Genomic DNA, 24,346 nt, shown 5'->3' on the forward strand with positions numbered 1-24,346 from the left:
CTGTTGCAACGTCTGATCCTCGGCTTCGGTCAGCTCTACGACACACTTCATCGGTACCCCGGCGTAATGACGACGCCGAAAGTTAACAAAATTCAAACGCGTTTACCAGCAACACTTACAGCGATATTTCTGCCAACTTAAAGGCTTACAAAACCACGCTCGGTGGCGTTGATGGAATTTTCTTCGATGAGGCTGCTTACGATAATGATAGTACGAGTGAGAAGCCTCAGTTGACTGATCAGCAAAAATGCTCAGGCACTCCACCTAAATGGAGTGCGATCCGTTCGACAATGAAAGACGTGGGGATATCCGGCACAGTAGTTTGGAATGCGGGTACATGGGGAAATAATAATTGTTTTATCTCCGGCGCACAAAAGGGTGAGCACATAGTGATACTTGAAGACTCCTATACCGCATACCAAAAAAATCTCACCAACCTCAATTCGGCTCAAAGTACGGCAAATTCGCTTGGGGTTAAGACTTGGTTGCTGACCTACGCCGCGACTCAAGCTCAAATGCAAACCACAGTCAATGGAACGACAGCAAACTATGTGTATGTAACCGACCAACCCGGCAACGGGGCTACTTGGAACTACACGCCTGGTTATTGGAAAGCTGAGAAATCGCTACTGGGAAAGTGAGTGATCGCGCCTTGACTCGCCGAAAAAAATCTCGTAGCTAATCAGAATTACCAAGGTGTGGGAAAGGAGCCTGCCCACATCTTGTGTTTCGCATGTGATGGCCCGTTCGACGAATTGTTAGGTCGGCTCGACTTCTGACATGGGCTAGCGGGCCCAAGAACGCATCCTTAAGCGTTTAAGCAACGCGCCAAGCCAATGTCACTTGCTGTCGCGTATATGCTCGACCAGATAATCGATCAACGCCCGTACCTTGGGCGGAAGAAAACGATTCGGTGGATACAGCAACCACACCGAGCCTACATAAGCGAGTGCTTCGAGATCCCAGTCGGCGAGCACTTGCACGAGCTCGCCACTTTCTAACGCTTCGGCTGCGCTGAACTGCGGCAGGCTTGCAATGCCGAAATCCTGCTGCGCCGCTTCGAGTCGCGCGCCTGCATGGTTCGCTATATATCGCCCGCTCACCTCCACGGTCTGCGTTTCCGTGCCGCGCCGAAAACGCCAGCGGTTGTCGTCGACGGTTTCGCCGAGATAAAGGCAGTCGTGCTGCGTGAGATCACGTGGGTGCTTGGGTGTACCGCGCGCATGCAGATACGCGGGCGAAGCACACAACATCCAGCGGACCGAACCCAGCCGCCGTCCCGCCAGACCGGGCGGTGGATGATCTGTTAGGCGGATCACGAGATCGAGATCGTTCTCAAGCGGATCGACTTCATGATCTGCATAAAGCAACTGCAAGTCGACTTCTTCATACGCGCGCAAAAAGCCCGGCACGAGCGGATGAATGACTGTTTTCGCAAAGGCCGTTGGCGCGCTCACGCTGACTTTCCCTTGCGGCCGGCCGACCAGTGAACCGGCGGCATCCACGGCGCCCGACGCCGCGCTCACGATGTCGCGGCAGAATCGAACCACCTGTTCGCCTGATTCTGTCACCTTCACCTTGCGCGTGGATCGTTCAAGCAGCCGCGTGGCAAGCGCTTCCTCAAGACGTTTGATCTGGCGGCTGACCGTTGACGGTGTGCTGCCGAGTTGGCGCGCGGCTACGGAAAAGTTGCCGGCATCGACGACACGGGCGAATACCGCCATGTCGGGCAGCAATGCAAAGAGTTCGGTTTGATTCATCGGGCCGTCGCGAGTTGGGGCGCAGGATTAATGCATCTGCGACATAAAGGCTTTGCGCATCGACCCGATTATCGTCGCATGTGCAACGCTCGACAATACGGACTCATCTACTGAGGTCCGATCATGCCCAAGCAAGACCGCCTGCTCTTATTGTCCGATCTCATGTTGCTGGTGGTCGCGGTGGTGTGGGGAACCAGTTATGGAGTCGTCAAGAGCGCACTCGTGTTTTATCCGGTGCTGGGCCTGCTGACGCTGCGATTCGGCATTACATTCGTGATGTTATCGCCGGCGTTGCGAAGTTTGCGTCAGGCCGACGCGCGAACGCTGCGCGGCGTGTTTATAGCAGGCTTGCTGCTGCTGGGCATTTTCCTAAGCGAAACATTTGGCGTGCTGATGACGCGCGCATCTAATGCGGCGTTCCTGATTAGCCTCTGCGTGGTGCTGACGCCGCTGGTCGAGTGGATGCTGCTCAAGCGCCGGCCCGGACGGATTGAATGGGCAGCAGTCGCGCTCTCGTTGTTAGGCGCATGGCTGCTTGCCGGTGACGGTTCGGTCGCGTTAAATCCCGGCGATGCACTGATCCTGTTTGCCGCTTTGCTGCGTGCGCTGAATGTCTGTGTGACGAAACGTGTGATGCGTGATTCTTCGCTGCCGCCTTTGTCAGTGACGGCCGTGCAGTCGGGTGTGGTCGCGTTTGGCAGTGCAGCGGTGGCGCTTGTGTTTGCGCCGAAGCAGTGGCAGCACGTGCCGTCGTTCGCCGGACATGAGTCGTTTTGGGGCAGCGTGTTTTATCTGGTTTTTGCGTGCACGTTGTTCGCGTTCTTCGCGCAAAACTACGCGATCAAACGCAGCAGTCCAACCCGCGTTGCGTTGCTGATGGGTAGCGAACCCGCATTCGGCGCTTTGTTCGCCTGGATGTGGCTGGGCGAGAAGATATCGCTTGTTGCATGGGTCGGCGGTGGTTTGATCGTCGTCGCGTCCATGCTGGCGACGGTGCGCTGGCGCAAGGCGGTGGAGGTGAATGTCCCTCGTGCTTCAGAGGTTTTGCCGTGACGCTGACTTGGTCTCGGAGGCCTTGTGGTTGGTTTTCTCGATCGCCGATCTTGCTCCGGTTTTCAACTGCGTGACGGCCTCAATCAGAGCGCGCCGGAACACTTCGTTCGAAGCAAGTTCGAGACTAAATACATCGCGGCAACCAAGCATCGCATCGACAAGACTTTTCGGATCGCCGCCCGAATGGGTAGCCAGCGCAGTCAACTGCGAGGCCAGCGGATCGCTGATAACGAAAGTCGTCCCGTCGTCGGCGCGTCCGCACAGGAAAACGAACCACGCTGCAATGCCAAGTGCCAGCCTCGCTATTGACTCGCCGTGTTCCAGGCGCGTTGCAATCGTTGCGAGAAGACGCGGCGGAATTTTCTGACTACCGTCCATGGCAATCTGCGCACAGCGATGTTTCAACGCCGGGTTCGTATAACGGTCCAGCAGTGCATCGCGATACGCCATGAGGTCGAACGAAGCCGGAACACTCAAAGTCGGTGCAATCTCTTGCGTCATCATCGAATGGATAAGCGTGCGCAGGGGTCCGAATGAAATTGCTTCGTCGATTGTCTCGAACCCCGCCAGCATCGACAAATACGCGAGTGTCGAATGGGTGCCGTTAAGCATGCGCAGCTTGGCAAGCTCGAATGGAATTACATCATCCACGAGTTGCGCGCCTGCTTGGTCCCACGCGGGTCGTCCGGCAGGGAAGCAATCCTCGATTACCCATTGACGAAAAGGCTCGCACGGGACCGGCGCTTCGTCGCGTAGCCCAAGCGCAGCGGTAGCGGCATCGCGGTCTGCGTTCGTGGTCGAAGGAACAATGCGGTCGACCATGGTTGACGGGAAAGCGACTTCGCGTTCGATCCAGCTTGCCAGCGCTTCATCGAGCATGCGAGCGTGGGAGCAGACCACCTGGCGCAATGCTGCGCCGTTGTGCGAAAGGTTATCGCAAGAAAGCACTGTGAACGGCGCGATGCCGGCATCGCGCCGCATTCTCAATGCAGCGACGAGGATGCCCGGTACCGTGCCGGGCTCGCCAGGATGCGCCAGATCATATGCGATGCCGGGATGGCCGAGGTCGACATCGCCGGTCTTCGTATCGCGGCAGTAGCCTTTTTCCGTGACTGTCAGCGAGACGATCCGTACATTGGTGTCGGCGAGCAACTCGAACAGGCGCGCGCGGTCATGCGGTAGCGCAAGCACTTCACGCAGCGCCCGGAGAACCGTTGTCTTCACACCCTCCGCCCCACGCTCCACCAGGCTATACAAGCCATCCTGCGCCATCAACGCATCGCGCTTTGTCACATCGCCTTGAAGCGTGACGCCGCAGATTGCCCAGTCACCACCTGCGGCAAGCATGGCCTCTTCCGTATAAACCGCTTCGTGCGCCCGATGAAAATTTCCGATGCCCAAATGAACAATGCCAATGCGTGGATCGCGCCACTCGGGCGTCAGCAGATGATCCTGGATCAATGGGAGCGATTTGCGGCAAAGCACGGATTTATCGGACATTTTAAATAGCCTGAAGCGGGAAAACCCTTGGTTGACGATTAAGTCTACTTGTATGGTAGCATCAATTCCACTGATCGCACCTCAAGGAAATCCCCATGAAAATCGTCCGCGCCGATGTCATCGTCAGTTGTCCGGGACGCAATTTCGTCACGTTGAAAGTGGTGACCGACGAAGGGGTCTATGGAATTGGCGACGCCACCCTCAATGGCCGCGAACTTGCGGTGGCGTCTTATTTGAAAGACCACGTGTGTCCGCTGCTGATCGGTCGTGATCCAGGACGAATAGAAGACATCTGGCAGTTTTTATACAAAGGCGCTTACTGGCGTCGCGGGCCGGTGACCATGACCGCCATCGCCGCGGTGGACGTGGCGCTGTGGGACATCCTCGGCAAGGTTGCGAATCTGCCCTTGTACAAGCTGCTTGGCGGCGCGTCGCGTGAAAGCGTGATGGTCTACGGGCACGCGACCGGACGAGATATTCCTGAAGCCCTCGACCGTTATGCGGAGCATGTGGAGGAGGGGTACCAGGCTATCCGCATTCAATGCGGCGTGCCCAACATGCGTTCGGTGTATGGCGTATCGAAGGGCGCGGGCATGTATGAGCCGGCGACCAAAGGCGCGGTAGAAGAGCAAACGTGGTCGTCGGAAAAGTATCTCGACTTCGTGCCGAAACTCTTCGAAGCAGTACGCGATAAATTCGGTTTCGACACTCATCTCCTCCACGATGTTCATCACCGTCTCACGCCAATCGAAGCCGCCCGCCTGGGTAAATCAATCGAGCCGCATCGTTTGTTCTGGATGGAAGATCCAACGCCGGCCGAGAATCAGGCCGGCTTCCGGTTGATTCGCCAGCACACGGTGACGCCGATCGCGGTGGGCGAAGTATTCAACAGCATCTGGGACTGCAAGCAACTGATTGAAGAGCAGTTGATCGACTACATTCGCGCCACGCTCACGCATGCGGGCGGCATCACGCACCTGAAGCGTATTGCGGATTTCGCTTCGCTTTATCAGGTGCGCACCGGTTGCCACGGGCCGTCGGATTTGTCGCCGGTCTGCATGGGCGCGGCGCTTCATTTCGACTTGTGGGTACCGAATTTCGGTGTGCAGGAATACATGGGTTTCCCGAAGGAAGCGCTTGATGTTTTCCCCCATGCGTGGACCTTCGATCGCGGCACGATGTATCCCGGGGATGCACCCGGCCATGGCGTGGATATCGACGAAGAACTCGCGGCGCGCTATCCCTACGACCCGGCTTACCTGCCGGTCGCGCGACTCGGAGACGGCACGCTCTGGAACTGGTGAGCGGCGGTGTTTAATTGCGGCGCTTAACTGCGGCTTAACTGCGCGGCATCATAACAAGGAGACAGGCAATGGCAGCTCAGAACAGTAGCGCGATGTTACGCTGCGTCGCCTTCGCATCGACTATAGGAACCGCTGCCGAGTACTACGATTTCTTCGTCTATGGCACGGCTGCAGTGCTCGTGTTCGGCACGAAATTTTTCCCGAGCAGTGACCCGCTGATCGGGACACTTGCTGCATTCGCGACTTACGCCGTGGGTTTTATCGCGCGGCCGTTAGGCGGCATTGTGTTCGGACATTTTGGTGATCGCATTGGCCGCAAGAAGGCGCTGATCGTCACCATACTGATTGTCGGCCTTGGGACATTCCTGATTGGGCTGCTGCCTGACTATTCGCAGATCGGCATCTGGGCGCCGGCGTCGCTCATCCTGATCCGCGTACTGCAAGGTTTTGGCGTTGGCGGAGAACAAGCGGGCGCCGTGTTGCTGACGGCCGAATATGCGCCGCCGCCTAAGCGGGGTTTCTTCGCCAGCCTCGTCCAGCTCGGCGCACCTGCGGGCTTCCTGATTCCGGCGGGCATCTTCGCCATCCTCACTGCCACGCTCACGCATGAGCAACTGCTCGCCTGGGGCTGGCGGCTGCCGTTCCTCGGCAGCATCGTGCTGGTTGTCGTGGGCCTGTATATCCGGTTGCGTACGGAGGAGTCGCCGGTCTTCGCGGAGATTCGCAAGACGCAGGCGGTCGAGTCGCGCCCGGTCGTGGAAGTCGTCCGGCAATTCGGCTCCACGATCCTGAAGGGTGTTGGAGCGAAGCTGATCGAAGCCTGCACGTTTGCGATGTACACAATGATCGTGCTGGCCTACGGCCGTGTGCACGGTATTAGTGAGAGCCTGCTGCTTCAGACGATCATCGTTGCAGTCACGCTTGAACTGATCGCGATTCCGCTTGCAGGCGCACTATCGGACCGGATCGGCCGACGCGCCACGTTTATTGCCGGCAGCGTGCTGCAGGTCCTGCTGGTCGTGCCGCTATTTCATGCCGTCGACAGCGGCAGTCGTCTGGCGATCCAGACAGTCATGATTCTCGCGATTACAGTCGGCCACAGTCTTTGCTATGCACCGCAGGCATCGCTCTTTCCCGAACTCTTTCCGGCGCGCGTGCGTTGTAGCGGCATTGCGCTGATCTGGCAGATCGGATCGTTGGTCGGGAGCGGCGTACTCGGACTGGTGGCCGTGAAGATGCTTCAAATCACGGGCGGAAGCTCCGTCGGATTGATTGTCTACGTCATGGCACTGGGCATTGTGTCCACGCTGTGTATTTATCTTTTGCCTGAAACGGCGCCTTTGCGTCGTGGTGGTGATCTTCACGACTGGGGTACGCAACCACTCGCTATTGCTTCCAGCGAAGCGCATGCATCCCCTGTTTTTGCGGCGCGCCGCTAGCCCTGAGTGCAGTGCTTCGGCATGCATATTATTTAACGGAGCTTCTCATGCTTGCAGCCGTCCTTCACGAACCGAAACGCCTGAGTATCGATGAAGTCGATGCACCTCAGCCACTACGGGGTCAGGTCCAGATCCGCGTACGCGCAGGCGGTATCTGCGGGTCCGATCTGTCGTATTACTTCAAGGGCAAGAGCGGCGATTTCGCAGTCCGGGAACCGTTCGTCCTGGGTCACGAAGTCGCGGGTGAAATCGCAGCGCTCGGGGAGGGCGTGAGCGGCTTGCGCGTGGGTCAGCGTGTTGCCGTGAACCCGGGGCTGAATTGTGGCGAGTGCCGGTTTTGCGTGAAGGGCATGACTAATCACTGCCTGAATATGCGCTTCATGGGCAGCGCTTCGACGTTCCCTCACATGCAAGGAATGTTCCGCCAATACATTGCCGTGGCCGCGCGCCAATGCGTGCCTGTGCCCGACGCACTCGACTTTGCGCAGGCATCGATGGCCGAGCCTCTAGCGGTTGCATTGCACGCGTTGCGGCACGCTGGATCGCTGGTCGGCGCCCAGGTACTGGTGATCGGCTGCGGACCCATAGGCTGCATTTTGCTATCGGTCGCCCGGCGTGCTGGAGCGCATCGTCTGGTCGCATTGGACCTCGCCGGCAAAGCGCTGCAAATGGCCGCGGCCCTGGGTGCCGATCAGACCGTACTCGCCACTGACCAGGGACAGGTCGAAGCGTGGTCCCAGTCGCGCGGCACCTTCGACATCGTGATCGAAGCATCCGGCAGCCCTGCCGGGCTCGACACCGCGCTTCGGGCCGCACGCGCGGGTGGCGCCGTGATCCAGGTGGGCAACCTGCCGGCAGGGCAGTCGCCGGTTGCAGCCAATCTCGTGATGGCGAAGGAGTTACGTTATCAGGGGTCGTTCCGTTTCACCGATGAATACGCGGTCGCCGCCGAAGAAATCGCCACAGGGAAGATCGACCTGAGCCCGTTGATGACGCATGTCTTTCCGCTCGCGGATGCAAACCATGCGTTCGAAGTGGCGCATGACCGCAACCAGTCGATGAAGGTGCATTTGCAGTTCGACTGAATCCCTATTACTGCATTGCCCGAACGCCCGATCACAAAGAGGCGTATTTCAGGAGACATTCATGTTCAGAAGCCAGCGATGGTTCGTGGTCAGCTTGCTGTTTCTTGCTGGCGTGATCAACTATCTCGATCGCGCCGCGCTCTCGATCGCAGCGCCCTTGATCCAGAAGGACCTCAATTTTTCGCATGCGCAGATGGGCATCGTGTTCAGCAGTTTTTTCATCGGCTATGCGTTGTTTAATTTTGTCGGCGGCGTGCTGTCCGACAAGATCGGGGCAAAGAAAGTGTTTGGCGCGTCGATGGGTATCTGGTCGCTCTTCTGCGGAGCGACTGCGCTGGCTAGCAGCCTGTTTTCATTGATTGTGTTGCGGGTTCTGTTCGGCATGGGCGAGGGTCCGTTCAGTTCATCGAACAGCAAGATGGTCAACAACTGGTTTCCACGCCGCGAGGTGGCCAGCGCCATTGGTGTGATCAGTTCAGGTACGCCACTGGGCGGCGCGCTGGCGGGACCGGTGGTCGGCTACATGGCGATCCGCTTTGGCTGGCGCTGGGCGTTCGTTGCAATCATGGTGCTTGGTCTCGCGTGGCTCGTGGTGTGGACCTTGACCACGACTGAGCAACCGCAGCAGGACAAGCGCGTGAAACCCGAGGAGCTTGCGTTGATTGTCGCCGGCCAGCAGCAGGCTTCGTCGATGGAGCATGCGCCCGAAGGCGAAAAAATGGGGCTGAAGTTCTACCTGAAGCAACCGATCATCCTTGCAACAGCGTTCGCCTTTTTTGCCTACAACTACGTGCTATTTTTCTTCCTGTCGTGGTTTCCCACGTACCTGACAGAAGCCCATCACATGTCGCTCCATGACATGAGCATTGCGACCGTGATTCCCTGGGTGCTCGGCAGTATCGGCCTTGCCGCTGGCGGTTTTATCACGGACCTGATCTTGCGTATCACGGGTAAGCCGTTGCTTGCGCGGCGGATCGTTTTATCGGTTTGCCTCGGGGTCGCGGCCGTGTGTGTCGGATTTGCCGGACGAGTGGTCAGCATGGAGGGGGCAGTTGCGCTGATGTCCGTATCCATCTTCTTCCTGTACGTCACGGGCGCGGTCTATTGGGCCGTGATCGCGGACACCGTCCGACGGGAGAATGTAGGTGGCGTGGGCGGCTTCGTGCACCTGCTGGCGAACCTCGCCGGCGTAATAGGACCTGCGGTGACGGGCTTCATCGTGCAAGCGACTCACGGTGCGTATGGCAGCGCGTTCGTATTGGCGGGCGCTGTTGCGGTGCTGGGATCGCTTTGCTCGCTGATATGGATTCGCGAACCGCGTGGCGACAGATTGAAGGCGCGGCGCGCATTCGTTTCCTAGCGGGTTTAGAACTCCCAAGAGGCTTCGAACAGCTGCAATGGCGTGGTAGTATGGTAGGTTACAAGATGAAGTCCAGGCTTCATCTTGTCCTCTCTTTACTCCTCGGTCAGGTGTGCGTCATGGTCACGAAAAACGTCTTGCCGGCACCGTTGCAACGTGACGCGTCTTCGTCTGACGGCGCTGGTCGCAACAAAAGAACAGCTTCTTCCATGCCACCGGCCGCCACTGCCCGTGGCCGCGCTCGCACGATTGAACCGCGTGTTGCACTGCCCAACCTGCGCGGTCAGCTGCGCGTTGAATCGCACGAACCCATCGGCAAGCAAATCTTTCGTGCCCTGCGTGAAGCCATTTTTTCGGGCGCGCTGGTGCCGGGCACGCCGCTGTCCGAGACGGAAGTTTCAGACATGTTCCAGGTCTCCCGGCAACCGGTTCGGGAAGCGTTTATCAAGCTGGTCGAATCGGGTGTGCTGCAGGTGCTGCCGCAGAGAGGGACCTTCGTTAAGAAGATCTCACCGCGACGCGTCCGGGAAGGCAGGTTCATCCGCGAAGCGATCGAGGCTGCAGTGGCTCGCAAGGCCGCGGTTGAAATCACGGAGGCGCAACTCGCCGATCTTGCCGACAATCTACGCGATCAGAAGACTGCCGCGAAAGCGCACGACACCACGTCCTTCCTTGCACTCGACGAGCGTTTTCATTTCCTGATTGCACAATCGATTGACTGCGTGGCGGCATGGGACACTATTCAGGACATCAAGGCTCAGATGGACCGCGTGCGTTATCTGAGCTTGCCGGAAGTGTCGCCGCTTGAATTGCTGATCAAGCAACATGCACGCATTGTGAGTGCATTGAAAGCGCATGATGCCGATGCCGCGGAAGAAGCCATGCGCGCGCATTTGCGCGAGATACTGGTCTCGCTAAAGCAGGTCGCCGAACGCAATCCGGACTGGTTTGAACCGGATGACGGCGAACGTGCCCACCTTGCTAGCTAGGTAAGCTCATCGCGACCGCGCTGAAACCGTAGCGAGGCAATATGGCTTGCGCTTGCGGATTCATCAGGTACATGGCCGATCGATAAGCCGCATCACATGTCGACTTATTCTGCGAATCGTCGAGCACGGTCATGCCGTAGTCGGCCGAGATGGCCAGATTTGTCGTCAACTCAACTTGTGTGACGCTCGTATCAGGCGTCGTTTCATGTGAGCTGCAATAGCCGATAAACACATCCACCCGCCGCGTTTCCATAAAGTACTTTACCGGATTTTTCCCGGCAGGCACGTCCGGCGTCACGCAGCCGCCCACCAGTTGTTGCGCCTTTTTCTCCAGGATTTTGCGGGCCTTGGGGATGTACCGTGTCGGCTTTGGCAAACAACATCCTTGCATAGTCTCCACCGGGATCAGCCGCGGGTGTCGACGTGTGGCGAGGCATCGTTCTTGTAGTGGAGTCATTGCCGGTAACAATTTTCGATATGTTCGGCAACATATAACGAAGCGATCAGGCGTGTACTGGCTAGTTGTGGACTCGGCTCGAATACCCGGTATGCGAACCGCGTATTCGAGTTGCTAATGCAGCGGTTAGCGCTTAGCGTTTCGTTGTCGGCGTGGCGCGAAATACCAGTACCAGGCCCGCAAGGATCGACGCCATTCCTGCTACGCCAAGAGGCGCAAGACGGTTGCCTAGCACGAGGTAATCCATCACGGCGGTGACCACGGGCACAAGATAAAAGAGGCTCGTCACGTTGACGAGATTACCGGCCCGCATCAGCCGATAAAACAGCAACTGTGCGAAAACAGATATCACAATGCCTAGCCATAGCAACGGTATAAGAAAATCCACGCTAGGTACGAACCTGACGGGCTCGAACGGTACGAACAACATGGCGAGCACGAGGCCAACAACGTTCTGAAGCGGCAGGACATCGATCGGTTGCTGCTTCAGGCGCTTCTGCAGGATGGCGCCAGTTGTCATGCACGCTAACGCGCCCGCGCCAAGAAGCACGCCCGCTAGAGAAAAGCGCTTAGCACTACCGGCTGCGAATACAACGAGAGACAAACCACCCAACGCAAGGAGCAGGCCGCCCAAGCGTGCTGGGGTCAAGCGACGCTCCACCAGCACAAGTGTGAGGATGGGCTGTGCGCCCAGGAGCGTTGCGAGAATGCCGGGCGTCAATCCACGATCGAGCGCGAGCAGATAGCAAATCGGATAACCACCGGTCAGCAATGCGCCGGTGATCGCGACTTGCAAACGCGTTCCAGAAGCTGGCAACCAGCGCCCGCGCCATACAGCCAGCATCGCAAGGACGCTCGACGCCAAGGCAAAACGCAGCACAAGGAAAGCGAAGGCCGGGGCGTGATCGAGTCCCAGTTCCGAAACGATTGCACCGCTGCTCCACAGCAGGACAAAGAGTGCCGTCGAACCATAAGCGGCGACGGCGGATTTTACAAAAGCCATGAGTATTCACCTGTCGGGGGAATAAGGACTTAGGCGAGCGCGGTCAAGCCGCCAGGCACCAGCAGGTGCTGCGGTCAGGCCGGAAGCCTAAGACTTGAGGAGAAAAAGTTCAGCCAGGAACGCCCGTGTGCGGCGGCGCTACTGCGCCAGCCGCGACGGTGTTCGGAGGAGAAACGACAGGTGGGGAAACAGAGAAACCGAAATCCTTGGGACCGCTAAGACGCGCATGACCAGCCGTCGAGTCGGGCTCGATAGCGGCAAGGTGAATGTGCGTAGGGTTTGTCATGGAAAGCGGATTGAATAGAGTCGCGTGCTAAGGATGCAAGATTAACGCTAAGTCGCAGGTTGCGCAACGCTTAGGCGGGGGACTTAGCTGATAAGAGTGATTCATTAGTTGCTTGGCCAATCCATAGAGAACCCCGCTTGATCTTAAATTGCCACGCACGACAAACCGGCCGTATCGCTTTGCATGTCAACGCTCCACGGCGAGCTTTAGTTTCATCAGTGCGTGATCCCACTGCTGTGCGATCGTTTCAAGAGACCGCCGGGCGGCTTCCAGATGCGTCGGTTCAAATTCCCACAAGCGCTCGCGCCCGATCTTGATGTCGCGCACCAGCCCGGCGTTCGCCAGCACCTGCAAGTGCTGCGTGACCGACTGCCTCGTGATGTCCGTCCCGGCAGTGAGTTGCGCAATTGACATCGCGCTGCCGGCGCACAGCACAGCGACGAGACGCAAGCGCGTCTCGTCGCCTAGCGCCGCAAAAACCGCCGCCGCGTTTCGTTGCGCCGGGCCCTTGAGCAGCGCTTTATTCGACGGAGACCTAGCCCTTGCCAGCATGTTTTTCGATGTTCGTCATTTGCGCTTCCCATCCCTGGTTGTTCAGGCGGAATGCATCCGCGCGGCGTTCGGGCGGAATATTGTCAAAGCCGGTTTCGACTATGCGCACCAACGTACCTGAGCCAACTTCTTCAAGCTCGAATACGACCAGGGTGGTGGGCTCGCCGGAGTAGTCGATGGCCGGATCGATGGCGCCCGGATGCCAGCGCCAGGAAAATAGCCACTCAGGTTCAATGCGTTCAATCAACATCTCGCAGACAAGATGTTCGTATCCGGGGTGGGTAATGCGTCCATGGACGGCCGTGCCTGCGACAAAGCTTTCGCCTTTGAAATCCATGCCGAACCATTTTCCGAATTCTTTGGCATTCGACAACGCGCGCCAGACGCGCGAACGCGGGGCCTCGACAAGGCTCTGTTTTTCTATTCGATCAGTTGACGATGTCATATGCAGCCTCCTGACTGCATATTAGTCAGCGAGACGTGGAAATGCAAGTAATTGACTGCATGTCTTCATGGGCTTAGCGGGCGCTTGGTCTTTATGAGAGGATTTGCTGACACCGGGACTAGGGCCTAAGACTAAGACCTCTCGCTCGAACGCCGATTAAATTTCTGCTCGATCACATGAGTGCCCCATTGCGAGCCTTCTGCTTCCTCGGTCAAATAAAATCCGGACGACTCGTACAGATGACGCGCGGCGTCAAGGCTCTTGAAAGTCCAAAGATAGGTTTCATCGAATTCACGATCGACGAAATCCAGCGCCTTGGAGAGGAGGCGGCGTCCCACACCTGAGCCGCGCAATGACTCGTCGACAATAAACCATCGCAGATGAGCAAGCCGGTCATCGGCGTCGTCCGCGTCTACGGCGATTGAAGCGAGTGACCTGCCGTTCTCGACATGGAGCCACAGCGCCTTACCGGGAGACGGCAAGGCCATGGCAAACTCCGCCAGTTCGGTGGCGACTTTCTTTTCAAAGAAAACACCGAAGCCGGCTGCTTGCGAATAGAAACGTGCATGCAGGCTCGCTATGTCTCCAATGCATCCCGGTTGATAGCCCTCAAGGATTTTCTCGTCTATCGATGCCGCCGCTCGAGGTGTCTTGTTGACGTTGTCCTGCGCCAGGGCATCCGCGTAAAGCGCAAGCGAGCGGACCAGCGTTTGCTGGTCCGCAGGCACCAGTCGCCTAAGGGCATTGGAGACCTGATCGGTCGCAAAGCGGTCGATCTTTTGCCGCAACTTCTTGCCGGCTGCCGTCAGGAACAGCCGTGACGACCGGCCGTCGTCGCTCGCGGTTTCCCGTGTTACTAGTCCCAAGGATTCGAGTTTTGCCAACTGCCTGCTGGTGTTCGATTTATCGAGCCGTAGCGTGTCGGCCAGGTCGCGCGCCTGAAGGCCCGGCGCCAACCCGATCTCAATGACCGCGTGAACGGCCGATGGCGCGAGGTCGCTGTCGGCCAGCGTATTGCGCATGAAACCCAGCTCGCGTACCAGCTTTCGCGAAAAGTCGCGAAGCTCGAGGATGGTGTGATCCCGCGATTGTTCGAGTAAATCGACATAGTCCATGGTTGCTCCAAACAGTTGCGCCTCGCAACCAATATACTTGCGAGGCGCAACTTTTTCAAGCTCACTTGAACCTTGCTAAAACGACTAGACTTCCCCAACCGGCTCTGCAGCAATAGGCGGCGAAACAGCCCTTTCCGACGCCGCTTTCACGCGGCCGACCCAGATCGCCGCGAACGATACGAGCGCGACCGCCAACAAGCCGTTGGTGCCATATCCCCGGATCGCCCCGTGCGCATCGAACGATAGAAACAGTCCACCAAGCCATGCACCGCAACCGGCGCCGAGTGCTTGCAGTGCGCTGTTCGTGCTTAAGAAAGCGCCGCGATTGGACGGTTCGGGAACGGTCGTCAGCAACGCTTGCATCGGCACCATGCGGCCGGACACAATCACCATGAACACGGGAAACAGCAGGACCATTGCGATGAACGGCAGGTTCGGCAGGTGAGTGACGAACAGCACGGGCACGAGCGATAGCACTACCAGCAGGCGGAACATCCGGCGGCTGCCATAGCGATCGGAAAGCCTGCCGACGAGCCGCGCTGTGAAGAACGTCGCGGCGCCGCCCGCCATGTATAACCACGACAACTGCGCCGGGGCCACGCCGTGATTAGCCACAAGCATGGGCGAGATGAACGGGATTACCAGCATCTGCGACCCCATGACAATGAACGTCAGTGCGAATGCATTGGCGTAGCGCGGGTTCGATATCAGCCTCCACAGCGTAGGCATGACACTTCGTAACGGAGGCGGCGTGCGGCTTAAATGCTCCGTGAGTGAAGGCACAAGCTTCATTCCGGCGAGCCAGATCAAGACCGATAAACCCACCAGCAAGATGAACGGCGTGAACCAGCCGAAATGCGCGCCTAACAGAACGCCTGCCGGCACGCCCGCCACCGCGGCAAGTGAGAAGGCCGTCATGATCGTGCCGGTCGCGGCGCCGCGGCGCGAGACGGGAATAACGTCGCTGACGATCGCCATGATGACCGACCCCAGCACGCCGCCGGTGATGCCCGCAAAAGCGCGTGCGATCAGCAGCATGGGAAAACTGGTGGCGCAGGCGCACGCGAGGTTCGACAGCGCGAACAGCGCATAGACCGTCAACATGATACGGCGACGATCGAAGCGATCAATGTAAGTGGCGGCAAGCAACCTGAGAGACCCGAACACCACGAATAGGCTGAAACGGCGGTGGCGAACGCGGCCGGTGATATCTGAAAGCTCCCCATGATTTGCGGGCCGAGCGGCATCATCACCATGAAGTCCATGATGATGGTGAACTGTGTAAGCGCAAGCAGCCAGAGAAGGCGCCGCTCGCGACTCGCGTCTAGACTATACATATAGTCATCCTGATTAGATTTCTTTTAACGGCTAAAGCAGACAAGGCGCAGGTCAGTCGTCAATGGATTCGTGAACCGCTTCCGCGCCGAGTTTCCAGTAACTTGCCGCGCGAATCCGGCTCTTGTCGACACCACGTTCCGTGCACAGGTGCTGGCGAACCGCACGCATGACCGTCGCTTCGCCGGCGGCCCACACATAGCCTTCGCCAGTCGGCAAATACATTTCTCGCAACGCCAGTAACAAGGCTGCACCGGGGAAGTCCGATTCGCTGCGGTAGCGCCATTCGGCGTACAGGTCGGTTTGCGTCGTGAAGTCGATACGTGCAGATGGATCTTCCACTTCAATCAGCGTGGCCACGCGCGTTCCCGGCGGCAGCTCTTCCAGGCGGCGTGCGATGGCAGGGAGCGCCGTCTCGTCGCCAATCAGCAGGTGCCAGTCGAATCCCTCGGGGATCATGAAGGAACCGCGCGGACCGCCAATTCCCAAATACTGTCCGACCTTCGCTTGCGCTGCCCACGTCGCGGCAGGTCCTGCCTCATGCAGCGCAAACTCGATATCGAGCTCGCATGCTTCGCGATCGTATCGACGCGGGGTGAAGTCGCGTGCAATTGGCCGCGGCTGGTCGTCGGCGAAGACCGGACCGTTCGGGCCGGCCGTCGGCATGACCGGCTTGTCGGCTCCGGGTTGTGGAAAGAAGACCTTGATGTGGTCGTCAAAGGATGCCGATTCAAAGTCGCGAAGATCGTCGCCGCCTAGCGTGATGCGCACGAGGTGCGGCGTAAGCGGTTGAAGGCGCTTGACTTGAGCCAGGCGGAATTTGAGTTGATGACGGACGCGGCCGACCGTCAGATCGGGCCTGCTGTTTTGCATTGTGTGTTCTCTTGAGTGTTGATTCACGCCGGATCTCCTGCGGTTTTTCCTTCGATCTCGGCAGTGGCTCGGACAAGGATCGCGGCAATACGGCGTTGCTCGCTGACGGGTGCGTCGGTACGCATTAGCAACGCGTGCTTGAGCGCGCGGCGTGCCTGGATGAACTCGGGCAACCATGCATTGCTGTCGCCGTTGGCGTCCGCGTTTTCATCGCCGGTTTCGCCTGCAAACGCGCGGCGCACCGAATCCATCTTGCGTGCAAAATGGCTTAGCTTGGCTAGCATTACATCGACGCGCTCGCGATTAGTCGCGAGGTAATTGCGTCCGGATTCGGCTAGCGCATAACGCTTGCGATTGCCTTCCACTTCAACCGTTGCATAGCCCAGTTCTTCCAGGTAGGTCAGCGCCGGATAGACCATGCCGGGACTCGGGCTGTAAAAACCATTCGATCGAACTTCAAGCGCCTTGATTAGTTCGTAGCCATGGCGCGGTGCTTCGGCTAGAAGAGCAAGCAGGAGCAATTGCAGGTCGTCAGAGGTGAATTTGCGGCCGCGCGGCATGCCGTCGTCGCCGCGGCCGCCGAAGCCTCCGGGGCCGCCTGGGAAGCGGCCATCGTCGTCATGGCGGTGATGGCGGCCGATCGCATGCCACATGGCATGCATGGAAAAATGGTCTGAAGATTCAAATCCAGCGTGGGTGCGAGCGAACTCGCGGTTGCGGTGATGTTGCATCGTAGAACTCCGTAGATATCGTAAAACACATCTTAAGATATATATCTTAAGATACGTTGTCAATGTTTTTTTCGGAGCGAGATTGGCCCGGCGGGCAGGTTCCGGCGTTGTGTTTTGGCGGATCGTGACACCTTTGCAAGCTTTGTTACGAGCCCCAAGCGAAGCCCTCAAACCTGCAATGCTTAAGTCTCGGGCGCTCATAACCATATCGGAATTGAATAATTCTCAAGGCGTCGCAGCGTCGCTACTCTGGGCGCTGATTTCGCCCGCGAGGATTGATACAGATGGATGGTTCCAAGGTTTTCGATGGACGGCGGCGCGCATTGCGCTTGCTAGGCGCCGCGCCGGCCGTCGCCGGGCTAGGAGGTTTTGCATCGCGGCAGGCGAGGGCGGAGGACGCGGCCTTGCGTTCCGTCACGCTTATTCTGGGCGATCAGGCGGGCGGAACGCGCGCGCTAGCCGAGGCTGCCAAAGTGCTCGGCGGCACCCCGTATGCCTTCAAGTGGGCTAATTTCCAGGGCGCGGCACCGCTCTTCGAAGCACAGCGCGCGGGTGCTGTCGACTTGGCGCCTGCCGGTGATTTGCCGGTGCTGGCTGCAGCCGTTGGCGATCCGACGCTCAAGATCGTGGCGACGCGCGTTGGCTCCGGCGCGCAGCTGGGCATCCTCGTTCCGGCGGACTCGAAGCTGCGCAGCGTGGCGGAGCTCAAGGGACGCACGGTGTTTGTATCGTCGGCGCGTGGGAGCATTTCGCAATTCCAGCTCTATGGTGCGCTGGCCGAAGCCGGTCTTTCGCGCGAGGACGTGTCAGTGCGGTTTGTATTGCCGGTCGACGCGTTCTCCGCGTTTGAATCGGGACGTATCGATGTCTGGGCGACGTTCGATCCGTACTTCGGAACCGCAGTTCAACGGGGTGCGCGGGTGCTAAGGGATGGCACTGGCATCAATAGCGGACTGGGCTTTGTGACGGCGTCTGGCACGGCAGCGGCCGATCCCCTGAAGCGCTTCGCCATTGCAGACTTGCTCCAGCGCTTGCAACGCGCGGGCGAGTGGGCCGTCGCCAATCCCGATGCGTACGCTCAGGTCTACGCGTCATTAACCCGTCTGCCACTCGATGCTGCAAAGACCATTACCGCGCGCTCAGCGCTGAAGCAACGTTTTGTTGCCGAGAACGATATTGTCGCGTTGCAGCGAGTCGCAGATAGTGCTTTCCGCGATGCCATCCTTCCAAGAAGAATAGATGTACGCGCTATCTCGGATACGCAGATCGCTAAAGCTTGATGGTGAATGGTTGACTAAGGCGATGCGTGATGCATCGCCTTAGTTGCTCCATACCGTTTCAAGTCAATCAAGCAGATCAGGTTCTGCTTCGACCAGACCTTCATACAAGCTCTCGAACGAAAACAGCGCGCCTCCCGGACGGCCGACCCTTTCATGCGTGAGCGCGGCCACGTCATGCGGAATGCGCTGAGGCGTACCGGCGGCTTCGGCAAGTAGTTGCGTGTGGCACGCGTTATCGAGTGCGAGATACCACCACGCGGCGGCTTCGACCGTCGGGCCCGCGGTGAGGATGCCGTGATTTTTCAGGATCACCGCCTTGCTCGAACCCAGCGCGTCGGCAATGCGTGCACCTTCCTTGGTGTCGAGCACCACACCCTGGAAGTCATCGAATAGTTCGTGATCCTCATAGAATGAGCAGGAGTCTTGCGTTAGCGGATCGAGCTTGCGTCCCAGCGTCGACCAGGCTTTTCCGTAGAGGGAATGCGTATGCGCAGCCGCGATAATATCTGGACGAGCTTCGTGGATGGCCGCATGAATCGCAAACGCAGCTTGATTAACCGGTCCCTTGCCAACCACGATCTCGCCAGCGCTGTTCACCAGCAGCAAGTCGGAAACCCGCATGCGGGCGAAGTGCCTGCCAAGGGGATTGACCCAGAAATGGTCGGTCCATTCAGGATCGCGTGCAGTGATATGGCCGGCCAGACCTTGATCAAAGCCGCGTTGGGCGAACAGGCGAAACGCGCCGGCAAGCCGCTCCAGACGATGCCTGCGTTCAGCCGCGGGCGTAGCCGGAGGAGGGACTTCGTCGAACCAGAATTTGCGGACGGGCGTGTCGTGCAGGGTGAGACCGGGCGCGTCGGTGAGGGTGCTCATTGTTTGATGTCCTTTGGCGATCAAGCGACGTTCTGACTCGCCCGGGTGCCCTTGTGCGGCTAGCGGCTAAGGCCAGTCCCGGCGAATGAACAGTCTCAAAGGCTAGCACCCGGGCCTGCAAAGGTTAAATATCAAATGGAGATAACCATATCGATCGGCGGGTCGGCACCCTCAAATGACACTTGATCATTTCTAGGAGCTTACGGATTCAAACGAAAATGTTCCTAGCGCCCTGCGTACCTCATCCAGCGTTTCCTGCGTGACAGTCTTCGCGCGCTGGGTTCCTTCCTTAAGCACGCTAAAGACGTATGCCGGGTCCTGGGCAAATCGTTCTCGCCGTTCCCGTATAGGAGCGATCAGTGCCTGCAGCTTATCCTCCAGCCGATGCTTGAGCGCCATGTCGCCGAGCCCTCCTGCGCGATACGCCGCCTTCAGGCGTTCAACTTCGGCGCGGTCGTCATCGAATACGTCCAGATACGTGAAAACTACGTTGCCCTCCACGGTTCCCGGATCAGATGCACGCAGATGGTTTGGATCGGTGTACATGCGCTTCACCGCTTCACGTATGACGTCGGGCGAAGAAGAAAGCGCAATCGAGTTGTTCTGCGATTTGCTCATCTTGGCTTTGCCGTCGACACCGGGAAGGCGGCCCATCGCCGGGATCAATGCTTCGGCTTCCGGCAGAACGTCGATACCCGCCTGGCGATTAATACGCCGAACGATTTCGTTGGTTTGTTCTATCAACGGCGCCTGGTCTTCTCCCACTGGAACAAAGTGAGCCTTGAACCCGGTGATATCGGCCGCTTGCGCGATGGGGTAGCAGAGAAAGCCCGCCGGAATATCGCGCCCAAAACCGCGGGATTGAATCTCTTCCTTGATCGTGGGATTGCGTTCGAGGCGCGCGACAGTGACGAAGTTCATGTACAGCAGGGTCAATTCCGCGAGGGCCGGCAAGGCTGACTGCACGGCGATGGTCGTCTTGCCCGGATCAATACCGACGGCCAGATAATCCAGCGCGACTTCCAATACATTACGGCGCACTTTGTCCGGATCATGAGCGTTGTCGGTCATGGCCTGGGTATCGGCGACGAGGAGGTATTGCGTGTGTGTTTCCTGAAGCGCGAGCCGGGTCTTTAGCGAGCCAACATAATGGCCCAGATGCAGCGGTCCGGTAGGGCGGTCACCGGTCAGGACGGTCAGACGCGGAACGGACGACGGGGCGTCGTGTGAGTCATGAAGATCGTGCATAGTCGGATTCTCTTGAAGAACTGCCGCAGGACAAGCGAACCGGGGATTTAATCCATTCCGGCCGGACTGCGGCGATCATGGTCATTAAAAAAGACGTGACAATGCCGCTCCTTCAAGAGCGGCACCAGATGCGCGCAGTAGCGGGGTTGATCGCAGACATGGCATAAGAATGCCATAGAGCGGGGATGCCCGACAACGCCCGGCGTTTGAGCGCGCCGTCTCGATCGACGAGAATATCAAACCCGGTTTAAATAGTCAGGAATGCTTGGTAAATATCGGTCGATTAAAAACCGTCACGGACCGCATTTCCTACAGCGAGTCATTGTGCATGGAGTACCGAGCGGCACCTGGACGGCGGCGCAGCTCGCAGATTCCTGGCGTGCTCAGGCCGATAGAAATTCCGTCGCTCAACCCGGGGGTATTCCCCAGTTAACCGTGTTAACCCCAGGATATTGAAGCGTCGTGGGAATGTCCTTATGATCCGTAAAACGATTTAGTAAAACGTTCTACCAAATCAAAAAACCAGTCGAGAAATTAGACAGGTAACTAGACGGAGACATGAAATGCCCGGATCAGATCGTTGTTCGCCACGTCGTTCCTTATCGCGCCGACGCTTCGTGCAAACCGCTGGCGCTGCAGTTTCCACGCTCGCGTTTCCGGCGATCGGGCGCGCGGCGGCGCCTGTCCAACTGCGGTTTTCATCCACCATGACCGCCGACGAAAATTCCGCGCACTACATCTATTTCGAACGCCTTCAGGCGAACCTGAAGAAGAGCGTGGGCGACCAGATTCGCGTCGACTTTTTTCCGAACGGGCAGTTGGGCAAGGAGGCCGATGTCGTTCAGCAGGTTCGACTCGGTTCGATCGACATGATGATCACGGGCAGCTCGATCTGGGCAACCGCGCTTCAGGAACTCGCGTTGCTGGATCTCGGTTTTCTCTTCGACAGCTGGGCGCATGTAGGTAAATCGGTTGACCACGGCGTGGCCGATGTCTACAACAAGCTGATGCTGTCGCGCACCGGATGTTCAATCATCGGCTGGGGTTCGCACTTCAACGCGCGCAGCGTCTACACCAAGCCCGCGATCAAGGATCTGAGCGCGCTCAAGAACGTCAAGCTGCGTGTGCTGCCCACGCAGGCCTTCATCGAAACCTTCAAGTTGATGGGTGCCATCCCCACGCCGATTGCGTTCAACGAGGTGTACACCGCCGTGCAGACGGGCGTGGTCGAGGGTTTTGAACACGATGCAGCCAGCGTGCTTTCCAACAAGCTCAATGAAGTCGTGCAGAACAGTTGGCAGACCAATCACTTGTTCAGCCCATGCATCACGGTGATCGGCAAGCGGGGACTCTCGAAGATTCCCGATGCCATCAAGCCCCAGTTCCTGGAGGCCGCGCACGAGGCGAGCTTGTATCAGCGGCAAGAGGCTGCAACGAAGGGTGCAGATGCCCTTGGCGCCCTCAAGAAGGCCGGCATGACTTTCTATCCGATGGCCGACGCGGAGCGCAACAACGTTCGCAAGCTGATGCGTGACAGGCTGTGGGTGCCATTCACGCAAAGCAATCCGGTGACTGCACCGGTACTGGCTGCCATCGACGCCGCCCGTGCGTGACGTGCGTGATATGCCCCATTCAGCACAGGACTTCCGGATCACGGGAACTCACGGGAACATGAGACGAGAACCGAACGATGAATGAATCACTCAGCAAGCTGGCAGGCCACGAGTTGCGCATCGCGGATGGTCCGCAAGACGCAGCAGGGCCAGCGGTTGCAGGCCCGGTCATCAGCGCAAGCACGTGGGGCTTCGGCACGCTGACCACCAGCGGACAGTTGCTTGCCACGCTATGTACGTTCATAGAACGCCTGTGCGGCGTGGTGCTTGCCGTCGATGTCCTGGTGGTGTTCATCTCGGTGATCCTTCGATATTTCGTGCACCACCCCGTCGACTGGGCGGAGGAGATCGCGCGCGGTCTCATGGTGACGATGGTGTTCCTGGGCGGCGCGACGGTGCTCGCACGCCGGCAGCATGTGAATATCGATTTCTTCCGCGCGTTGCTGCCGCAATCATGGCGTGCGGCCGCACTACAGACCGGCTACTGGGTCATTGCAGGCACGGCGGGCGGCCTCGCGTATTCGGCATGGCTGCTGCTGGAAGACTCGGCGAACGTGACCACGCCGATGGGCTTGCCGCAGTGGATCAACGTGTTGCCGGTGATGCTGGGCGCCTTGCTGATGACCGCCGTGGCGGTAGCCAGTGCGATCACCGGCGCGACCCGTACCACATGGCTGACCTTGGCTGGCTGCTGCGCGGCCGCCGCCGCGCTATGGGGCTGGAGTACGGTCCTCCCGGAATACGCTGTCGCGCCGTGGGCGTTGCTGCTGGCGGGTTTTATCGGCGGCTTGGTGGTCGGCGTGCCCATCGCGTTCGTGCTGGCGTTGTCGGCGCTGCTTTATTTCATCAGCGACCCGACCTTGCCCATGATCATCTATTCGCAGCAGGTGATGGCCGGCATGGATCACTTCGTGCTCCTCGCTATTCCGTTCTTCGTGCTGGCCGGCCTGGTGATGGAAGTGAACGGCATGTCGTCGCGGCTGATCGAGTTGCTGGTGCGGATCTTCGGTCGCGTGCGTGGTTCCATGAATCTCATCGCCATTCTTGCCACCGCGTTTTTCTCCGGCGTGTCAGGTTCCAAGCTGGCTGATATTGCTGCAGTCGGGGGCATCGTCGTGCCCGCGGTCCGACGTACGCGCCAGGACCCGAACGAGACCGCCGCCGTGCTGGCGGCGTCGGGCGTGATGGCCGAAACCATTCCGCCTTGCATCAACATGATCATCATTGGCTTCGTTGCCAACATCTCGATAGGCGGCCTGTTTCTGGCGGGCATCGTGCCGGCGGTCGTGATGGCGATGGCGCTCGCCACCATGGTCGTGATCTTCGGCAAGAAGGTTGATCCGCGCACAGCCTTCGCCAGCCGCAAGCCGATTTTCCGGCTGCTCGGCGGTGCACTGGTCGCGCTCGTGATGGTCGTCATGATCGGCAAGGGCGTGACGTCGGGGATCGCGACATCCACCGAAGTCTCCGCGTTCGCCGTGGTCTATGCGCTCGTGGTCGGTGGCCTTACGTTCCGTGAACTGACGCCGCGAGCAATCGCGAGCTTGTTCGTACGCGCTTCAGCCATGGCGGCGGGCATCCTGTTCATCATCGCCGCAGCGTCCAGCGTTGCGTTTGCACTGACCATCCTGCAGATCCCTTCCATGCTGTCGGCCGGCATGCTGGCGCTTGCGCATACCTACGGAAGCGTGGCGTTCCTGGCGGTATCGGTGTTCATCATGATTGTGTTCGGCGCGGTATTGGAGGGCGCGCCCGCGCTCATCATCTTCGGTCCTTTGCTGGTGCCGATCGCCGTGCAGGCCGGCATCAATCCGCTGCATTTCGGTACGGTCGCGGTCACCGCAATGGGGCTTGGACTGTTCTCGCCGCCCTTCGGTCTGGGCTTATGCGCGACCTGCGCAATGACCGGTACGCGGGTCGAAGACGTCTCGCGCCGCATGCTCAAATACCTGGCGCTGCTCGTGGTGATGCTGGTGCTGCTGATCCTCGTGCCGTCCATTTCGCTGTGGCTGCCGCGGCATTTCAACATGGCCTGACACGGACAC

Annotated in this window: 20 protein-coding genes and 2 pseudogenes; 10 read left to right on the forward strand and 12 right to left on the reverse strand. The window is 58.8% G+C overall.

Annotation, left to right across the window (positions count from 1 at the left end):
- Positions 1 to 116: 116 nt before the first annotated feature.
- Positions 117 to 641, forward strand: a pseudogene (locus ACMX25_RS28850) (spherulation-specific family 4 protein); the annotation flags it as partial.
- Between the two features lie 198 nt (positions 642 to 839).
- Here the strand turns inward: ACMX25_RS28850 and ACMX25_RS28855 are convergent.
- A complete protein-coding gene (locus ACMX25_RS28855) occupies positions 840 to 1,760 on the reverse strand; it encodes a LysR family transcriptional regulator (protein ID WP_414953123.1) in 921 nt (306 codons plus the stop codon).
- Between the two features lie 123 nt (positions 1,761 to 1,883).
- Here ACMX25_RS28855 and ACMX25_RS28860 point away from each other — a divergent pair, with 123 nt between their 5' ends.
- Positions 1,884 to 2,813: a DMT family transporter gene (locus tag ACMX25_RS28860; RefSeq protein ID WP_414953124.1), complete on the forward strand. Its 930-nt coding sequence runs from the start codon at positions 1,884 to 1,886 to the stop codon at positions 2,811 to 2,813.
- On the opposite strand, the gene ACMX25_RS28865 is transcribed toward ACMX25_RS28860, so the two are convergent.
- Positions 2,796 to 4,313 (reverse strand): mannitol dehydrogenase family protein, encoded by a 1,518-nt coding sequence (locus ACMX25_RS28865; RefSeq protein WP_414953125.1) that lies wholly within the window; start codon positions 4,311 to 4,313, stop codon positions 2,796 to 2,798. The two genes, ACMX25_RS28860 and ACMX25_RS28865, sit on opposite strands and share 18 nt — an antisense overlap.
- Positions 4,314 to 4,408: 95 nt before the next feature.
- Here ACMX25_RS28865 and manD point away from each other — a divergent pair, with 95 nt between their 5' ends.
- From manD to ACMX25_RS28890, 5 genes are all read left to right on the forward strand, one after another.
- Positions 4,409 to 5,617, forward strand: a complete 1,209-nt coding sequence (gene manD / locus ACMX25_RS28870) for a D-mannonate dehydratase ManD (RefSeq protein WP_414953126.1) — start codon at positions 4,409 to 4,411, stop codon at positions 5,615 to 5,617.
- A gap of 68 nt (positions 5,618 to 5,685) precedes the next feature.
- Complete coding sequence (locus ACMX25_RS28875) at positions 5,686 to 7,056, forward strand: MFS transporter (RefSeq protein ID WP_414953127.1); 1,371 nt, start codon at positions 5,686 to 5,688, stop codon at positions 7,054 to 7,056.
- Between the two features lie 47 nt (positions 7,057 to 7,103).
- A complete protein-coding gene (locus tag ACMX25_RS28880; RefSeq protein WP_414953128.1) occupies positions 7,104 to 8,141 on the forward strand; it encodes an L-idonate 5-dehydrogenase in 1,038 nt (345 codons plus the stop codon).
- A gap of 61 nt (positions 8,142 to 8,202) precedes the next feature.
- The gene (locus tag ACMX25_RS28885) at positions 8,203 to 9,501 is read left to right on the forward strand and encodes an MFS transporter (RefSeq protein WP_414953129.1); all 1,299 of its coding nucleotides are present in this window, start codon (positions 8,203 to 8,205) and stop codon (positions 9,499 to 9,501) included.
- A gap of 209 nt (positions 9,502 to 9,710) precedes the next feature.
- Positions 9,711 to 10,490 (forward strand): GntR family transcriptional regulator, encoded by a 780-nt coding sequence (locus ACMX25_RS28890; RefSeq protein ID WP_414953130.1) that lies wholly within the window; start codon positions 9,711 to 9,713, stop codon positions 10,488 to 10,490.
- Here the strand turns inward: ACMX25_RS28890 and ACMX25_RS28895 are convergent.
- The 8 genes and pseudogenes from ACMX25_RS28895 to ACMX25_RS28930 all read right to left on the reverse strand — a co-directional run bounded on the left by ACMX25_RS28895 (position 10,483) and on the right by ACMX25_RS28930 (position 17,287).
- Positions 10,483 to 10,866 carry a substrate-binding domain-containing protein gene (locus ACMX25_RS28895; protein ID WP_414953131.1) on the reverse strand — a complete coding sequence of 128 codons (384 nt, stop codon included), beginning with the start codon at positions 10,864 to 10,866 and terminating at the stop codon, positions 10,483 to 10,485. The genes ACMX25_RS28890 and ACMX25_RS28895 overlap by 8 nt on opposite strands.
- A gap of 214 nt (positions 10,867 to 11,080) precedes the next feature.
- Entirely contained in the window at positions 11,081 to 11,950 is an 870-nt protein-coding gene (locus ACMX25_RS28900; protein ID WP_414953132.1) for a DMT family transporter, read from the reverse strand.
- A gap of 472 nt (positions 11,951 to 12,422) precedes the next feature.
- Complete coding sequence (locus ACMX25_RS28905; RefSeq protein ID WP_414953133.1) at positions 12,423 to 12,788, reverse strand: ArsR/SmtB family transcription factor; 366 nt, start codon at positions 12,786 to 12,788, stop codon at positions 12,423 to 12,425.
- Positions 12,772 to 13,233, reverse strand: a complete 462-nt coding sequence (locus tag ACMX25_RS28910; protein WP_414953134.1) for an SRPBCC family protein — start codon at positions 13,231 to 13,233, stop codon at positions 12,772 to 12,774. The genes ACMX25_RS28905 and ACMX25_RS28910 overlap by 17 nt, the downstream gene beginning before the upstream one ends.
- A 131-nt stretch (positions 13,234 to 13,364) precedes the next feature.
- A complete protein-coding gene (locus ACMX25_RS28915) occupies positions 13,365 to 14,348 on the reverse strand; it encodes a GNAT family N-acetyltransferase (RefSeq protein WP_414953135.1) in 984 nt (327 codons plus the stop codon).
- An 84-nt stretch (positions 14,349 to 14,432) separates the two neighbouring features.
- Positions 14,433 to 15,685: pseudogene (locus ACMX25_RS28920) on the reverse strand (MFS transporter).
- A gap of 52 nt (positions 15,686 to 15,737) precedes the next feature.
- Positions 15,738 to 16,556 (reverse strand): siderophore-interacting protein, encoded by an 819-nt coding sequence (locus ACMX25_RS28925; protein ID WP_414953136.1) that lies wholly within the window; start codon positions 16,554 to 16,556, stop codon positions 15,738 to 15,740.
- Between the two features lie 23 nt (positions 16,557 to 16,579).
- Positions 16,580 to 17,287 carry a PadR family transcriptional regulator gene (locus ACMX25_RS28930; RefSeq protein WP_414953137.1) on the reverse strand — a complete coding sequence of 236 codons (708 nt, stop codon included), beginning with the start codon at positions 17,285 to 17,287 and terminating at the stop codon, positions 16,580 to 16,582.
- A 284-nt stretch (positions 17,288 to 17,571) separates the two neighbouring features.
- Here ACMX25_RS28930 and ACMX25_RS28935 point away from each other — a divergent pair, with 284 nt between their 5' ends.
- A complete protein-coding gene (locus tag ACMX25_RS28935; protein WP_414953138.1) occupies positions 17,572 to 18,567 on the forward strand; it encodes an ABC transporter substrate-binding protein in 996 nt (331 codons plus the stop codon).
- 63 nt (positions 18,568 to 18,630) lie between these two features.
- On the opposite strand, the gene ACMX25_RS28940 is transcribed toward ACMX25_RS28935, so the two are convergent.
- Both ACMX25_RS28940 and trpS read right to left on the reverse strand, forming a co-directional pair.
- On the reverse strand, positions 18,631 to 19,440 hold the full coding sequence (locus ACMX25_RS28940) for a class II aldolase/adducin family protein (RefSeq protein WP_414953139.1): 810 nt from the start codon (positions 19,438 to 19,440) through the stop codon (positions 18,631 to 18,633).
- A 192-nt stretch (positions 19,441 to 19,632) separates the two neighbouring features.
- Positions 19,633 to 20,688 carry a tryptophan--tRNA ligase gene (gene trpS, locus ACMX25_RS28945; protein WP_414953140.1) on the reverse strand — a complete coding sequence of 352 codons (1,056 nt, stop codon included), beginning with the start codon at positions 20,686 to 20,688 and terminating at the stop codon, positions 19,633 to 19,635.
- Between the two features lie 563 nt (positions 20,689 to 21,251).
- On the opposite strand from trpS, the gene ACMX25_RS28950 reads away from it, so the two are divergent.
- Positions 21,252 to 22,301 (forward strand): TRAP transporter substrate-binding protein, encoded by a 1,050-nt coding sequence (locus tag ACMX25_RS28950; RefSeq protein ID WP_414953141.1) that lies wholly within the window; start codon positions 21,252 to 21,254, stop codon positions 22,299 to 22,301.
- Between the two features lie 77 nt (positions 22,302 to 22,378).
- Complete coding sequence (locus ACMX25_RS28955; RefSeq protein ID WP_414953142.1) at positions 22,379 to 24,337, forward strand: TRAP transporter large permease; 1,959 nt, start codon at positions 22,379 to 22,381, stop codon at positions 24,335 to 24,337.
- The last annotated feature ends 9 nt before the right edge of the window (positions 24,338 to 24,346 follow it).

Origin of the sequence: Caballeronia eucalypticola, from assembly GCF_047608185.1 — a bacterium.
GTDB lineage: Bacteria > Pseudomonadota > Gammaproteobacteria > Burkholderiales > Burkholderiaceae > Caballeronia.

Bases quoted from the DNA above. Each gene is read 5' to 3' on its own strand.
- ACMX25_RS28905 (WP_414953133.1), bottom strand. From the start codon at position 12,788: ATGCTGGCAAGGGCTAGGTCTCCGTCGAATAAAGCGCTGCTCAAGGGC.
- ACMX25_RS28865 (WP_414953125.1), bottom strand. From the start codon at position 4,313: ATGTCCGATAAATCCGTGCTTTGCCGCAAATCGCTCCCATTGATCCAG.
- ACMX25_RS28890 (WP_414953130.1), top strand. From the start codon at position 9,711: ATGCCACCGGCCGCCACTGCCCGTGGCCGCGCTCGCACGATTGAACCG.
- ACMX25_RS28880 (WP_414953128.1), top strand. From the start codon at position 7,104: ATGCTTGCAGCCGTCCTTCACGAACCGAAACGCCTGAGTATCGATGAA.
- ACMX25_RS28950 (WP_414953141.1), top strand. From the start codon at position 21,252: ATGCCCGGATCAGATCGTTGTTCGCCACGTCGTTCCTTATCGCGCCGA.
- ACMX25_RS28930 (WP_414953137.1), bottom strand. From the start codon at position 17,287: ATGCAACATCACCGCAACCGCGAGTTCGCTCGCACCCACGCTGGATTT.
- ACMX25_RS28915 (WP_414953135.1), bottom strand. From the start codon at position 14,348: ATGGACTATGTCGATTTACTCGAACAATCGCGGGATCACACCATCCTC.
- ACMX25_RS28910 (WP_414953134.1), bottom strand. From the start codon at position 13,233: ATGACATCGTCAACTGATCGAATAGAAAAACAGAGCCTTGTCGAGGCC.
- ACMX25_RS28875 (WP_414953127.1), top strand. From the start codon at position 5,686: ATGGCAGCTCAGAACAGTAGCGCGATGTTACGCTGCGTCGCCTTCGCA.
- ACMX25_RS28925 (WP_414953136.1), bottom strand. From the start codon at position 16,556: ATGCAAAACAGCAGGCCCGATCTGACGGTCGGCCGCGTCCGTCATCAA.
- ACMX25_RS28940 (WP_414953139.1), bottom strand. From the start codon at position 19,440: ATGAGCACCCTCACCGACGCGCCCGGTCTCACCCTGCACGACACGCCC.
- ACMX25_RS28900 (WP_414953132.1), bottom strand. From the start codon at position 11,950: ATGGCTTTTGTAAAATCCGCCGTCGCCGCTTATGGTTCGACGGCACTC.
- ACMX25_RS28955 (WP_414953142.1), top strand. From the start codon at position 22,379: ATGAATGAATCACTCAGCAAGCTGGCAGGCCACGAGTTGCGCATCGCG.
- manD (WP_414953126.1), top strand. From the start codon at position 4,409: ATGAAAATCGTCCGCGCCGATGTCATCGTCAGTTGTCCGGGACGCAAT.
- ACMX25_RS28935 (WP_414953138.1), top strand. From the start codon at position 17,572: ATGGATGGTTCCAAGGTTTTCGATGGACGGCGGCGCGCATTGCGCTTG.
- ACMX25_RS28855 (WP_414953123.1), bottom strand. From the start codon at position 1,760: ATGAATCAAACCGAACTCTTTGCATTGCTGCCCGACATGGCGGTATTC.
- ACMX25_RS28860 (WP_414953124.1), top strand. From the start codon at position 1,884: ATGCCCAAGCAAGACCGCCTGCTCTTATTGTCCGATCTCATGTTGCTG.
- trpS (WP_414953140.1), bottom strand. From the start codon at position 20,688: ATGCACGATCTTCATGACTCACACGACGCCCCGTCGTCCGTTCCGCGT.
- ACMX25_RS28885 (WP_414953129.1), top strand. From the start codon at position 8,203: ATGTTCAGAAGCCAGCGATGGTTCGTGGTCAGCTTGCTGTTTCTTGCT.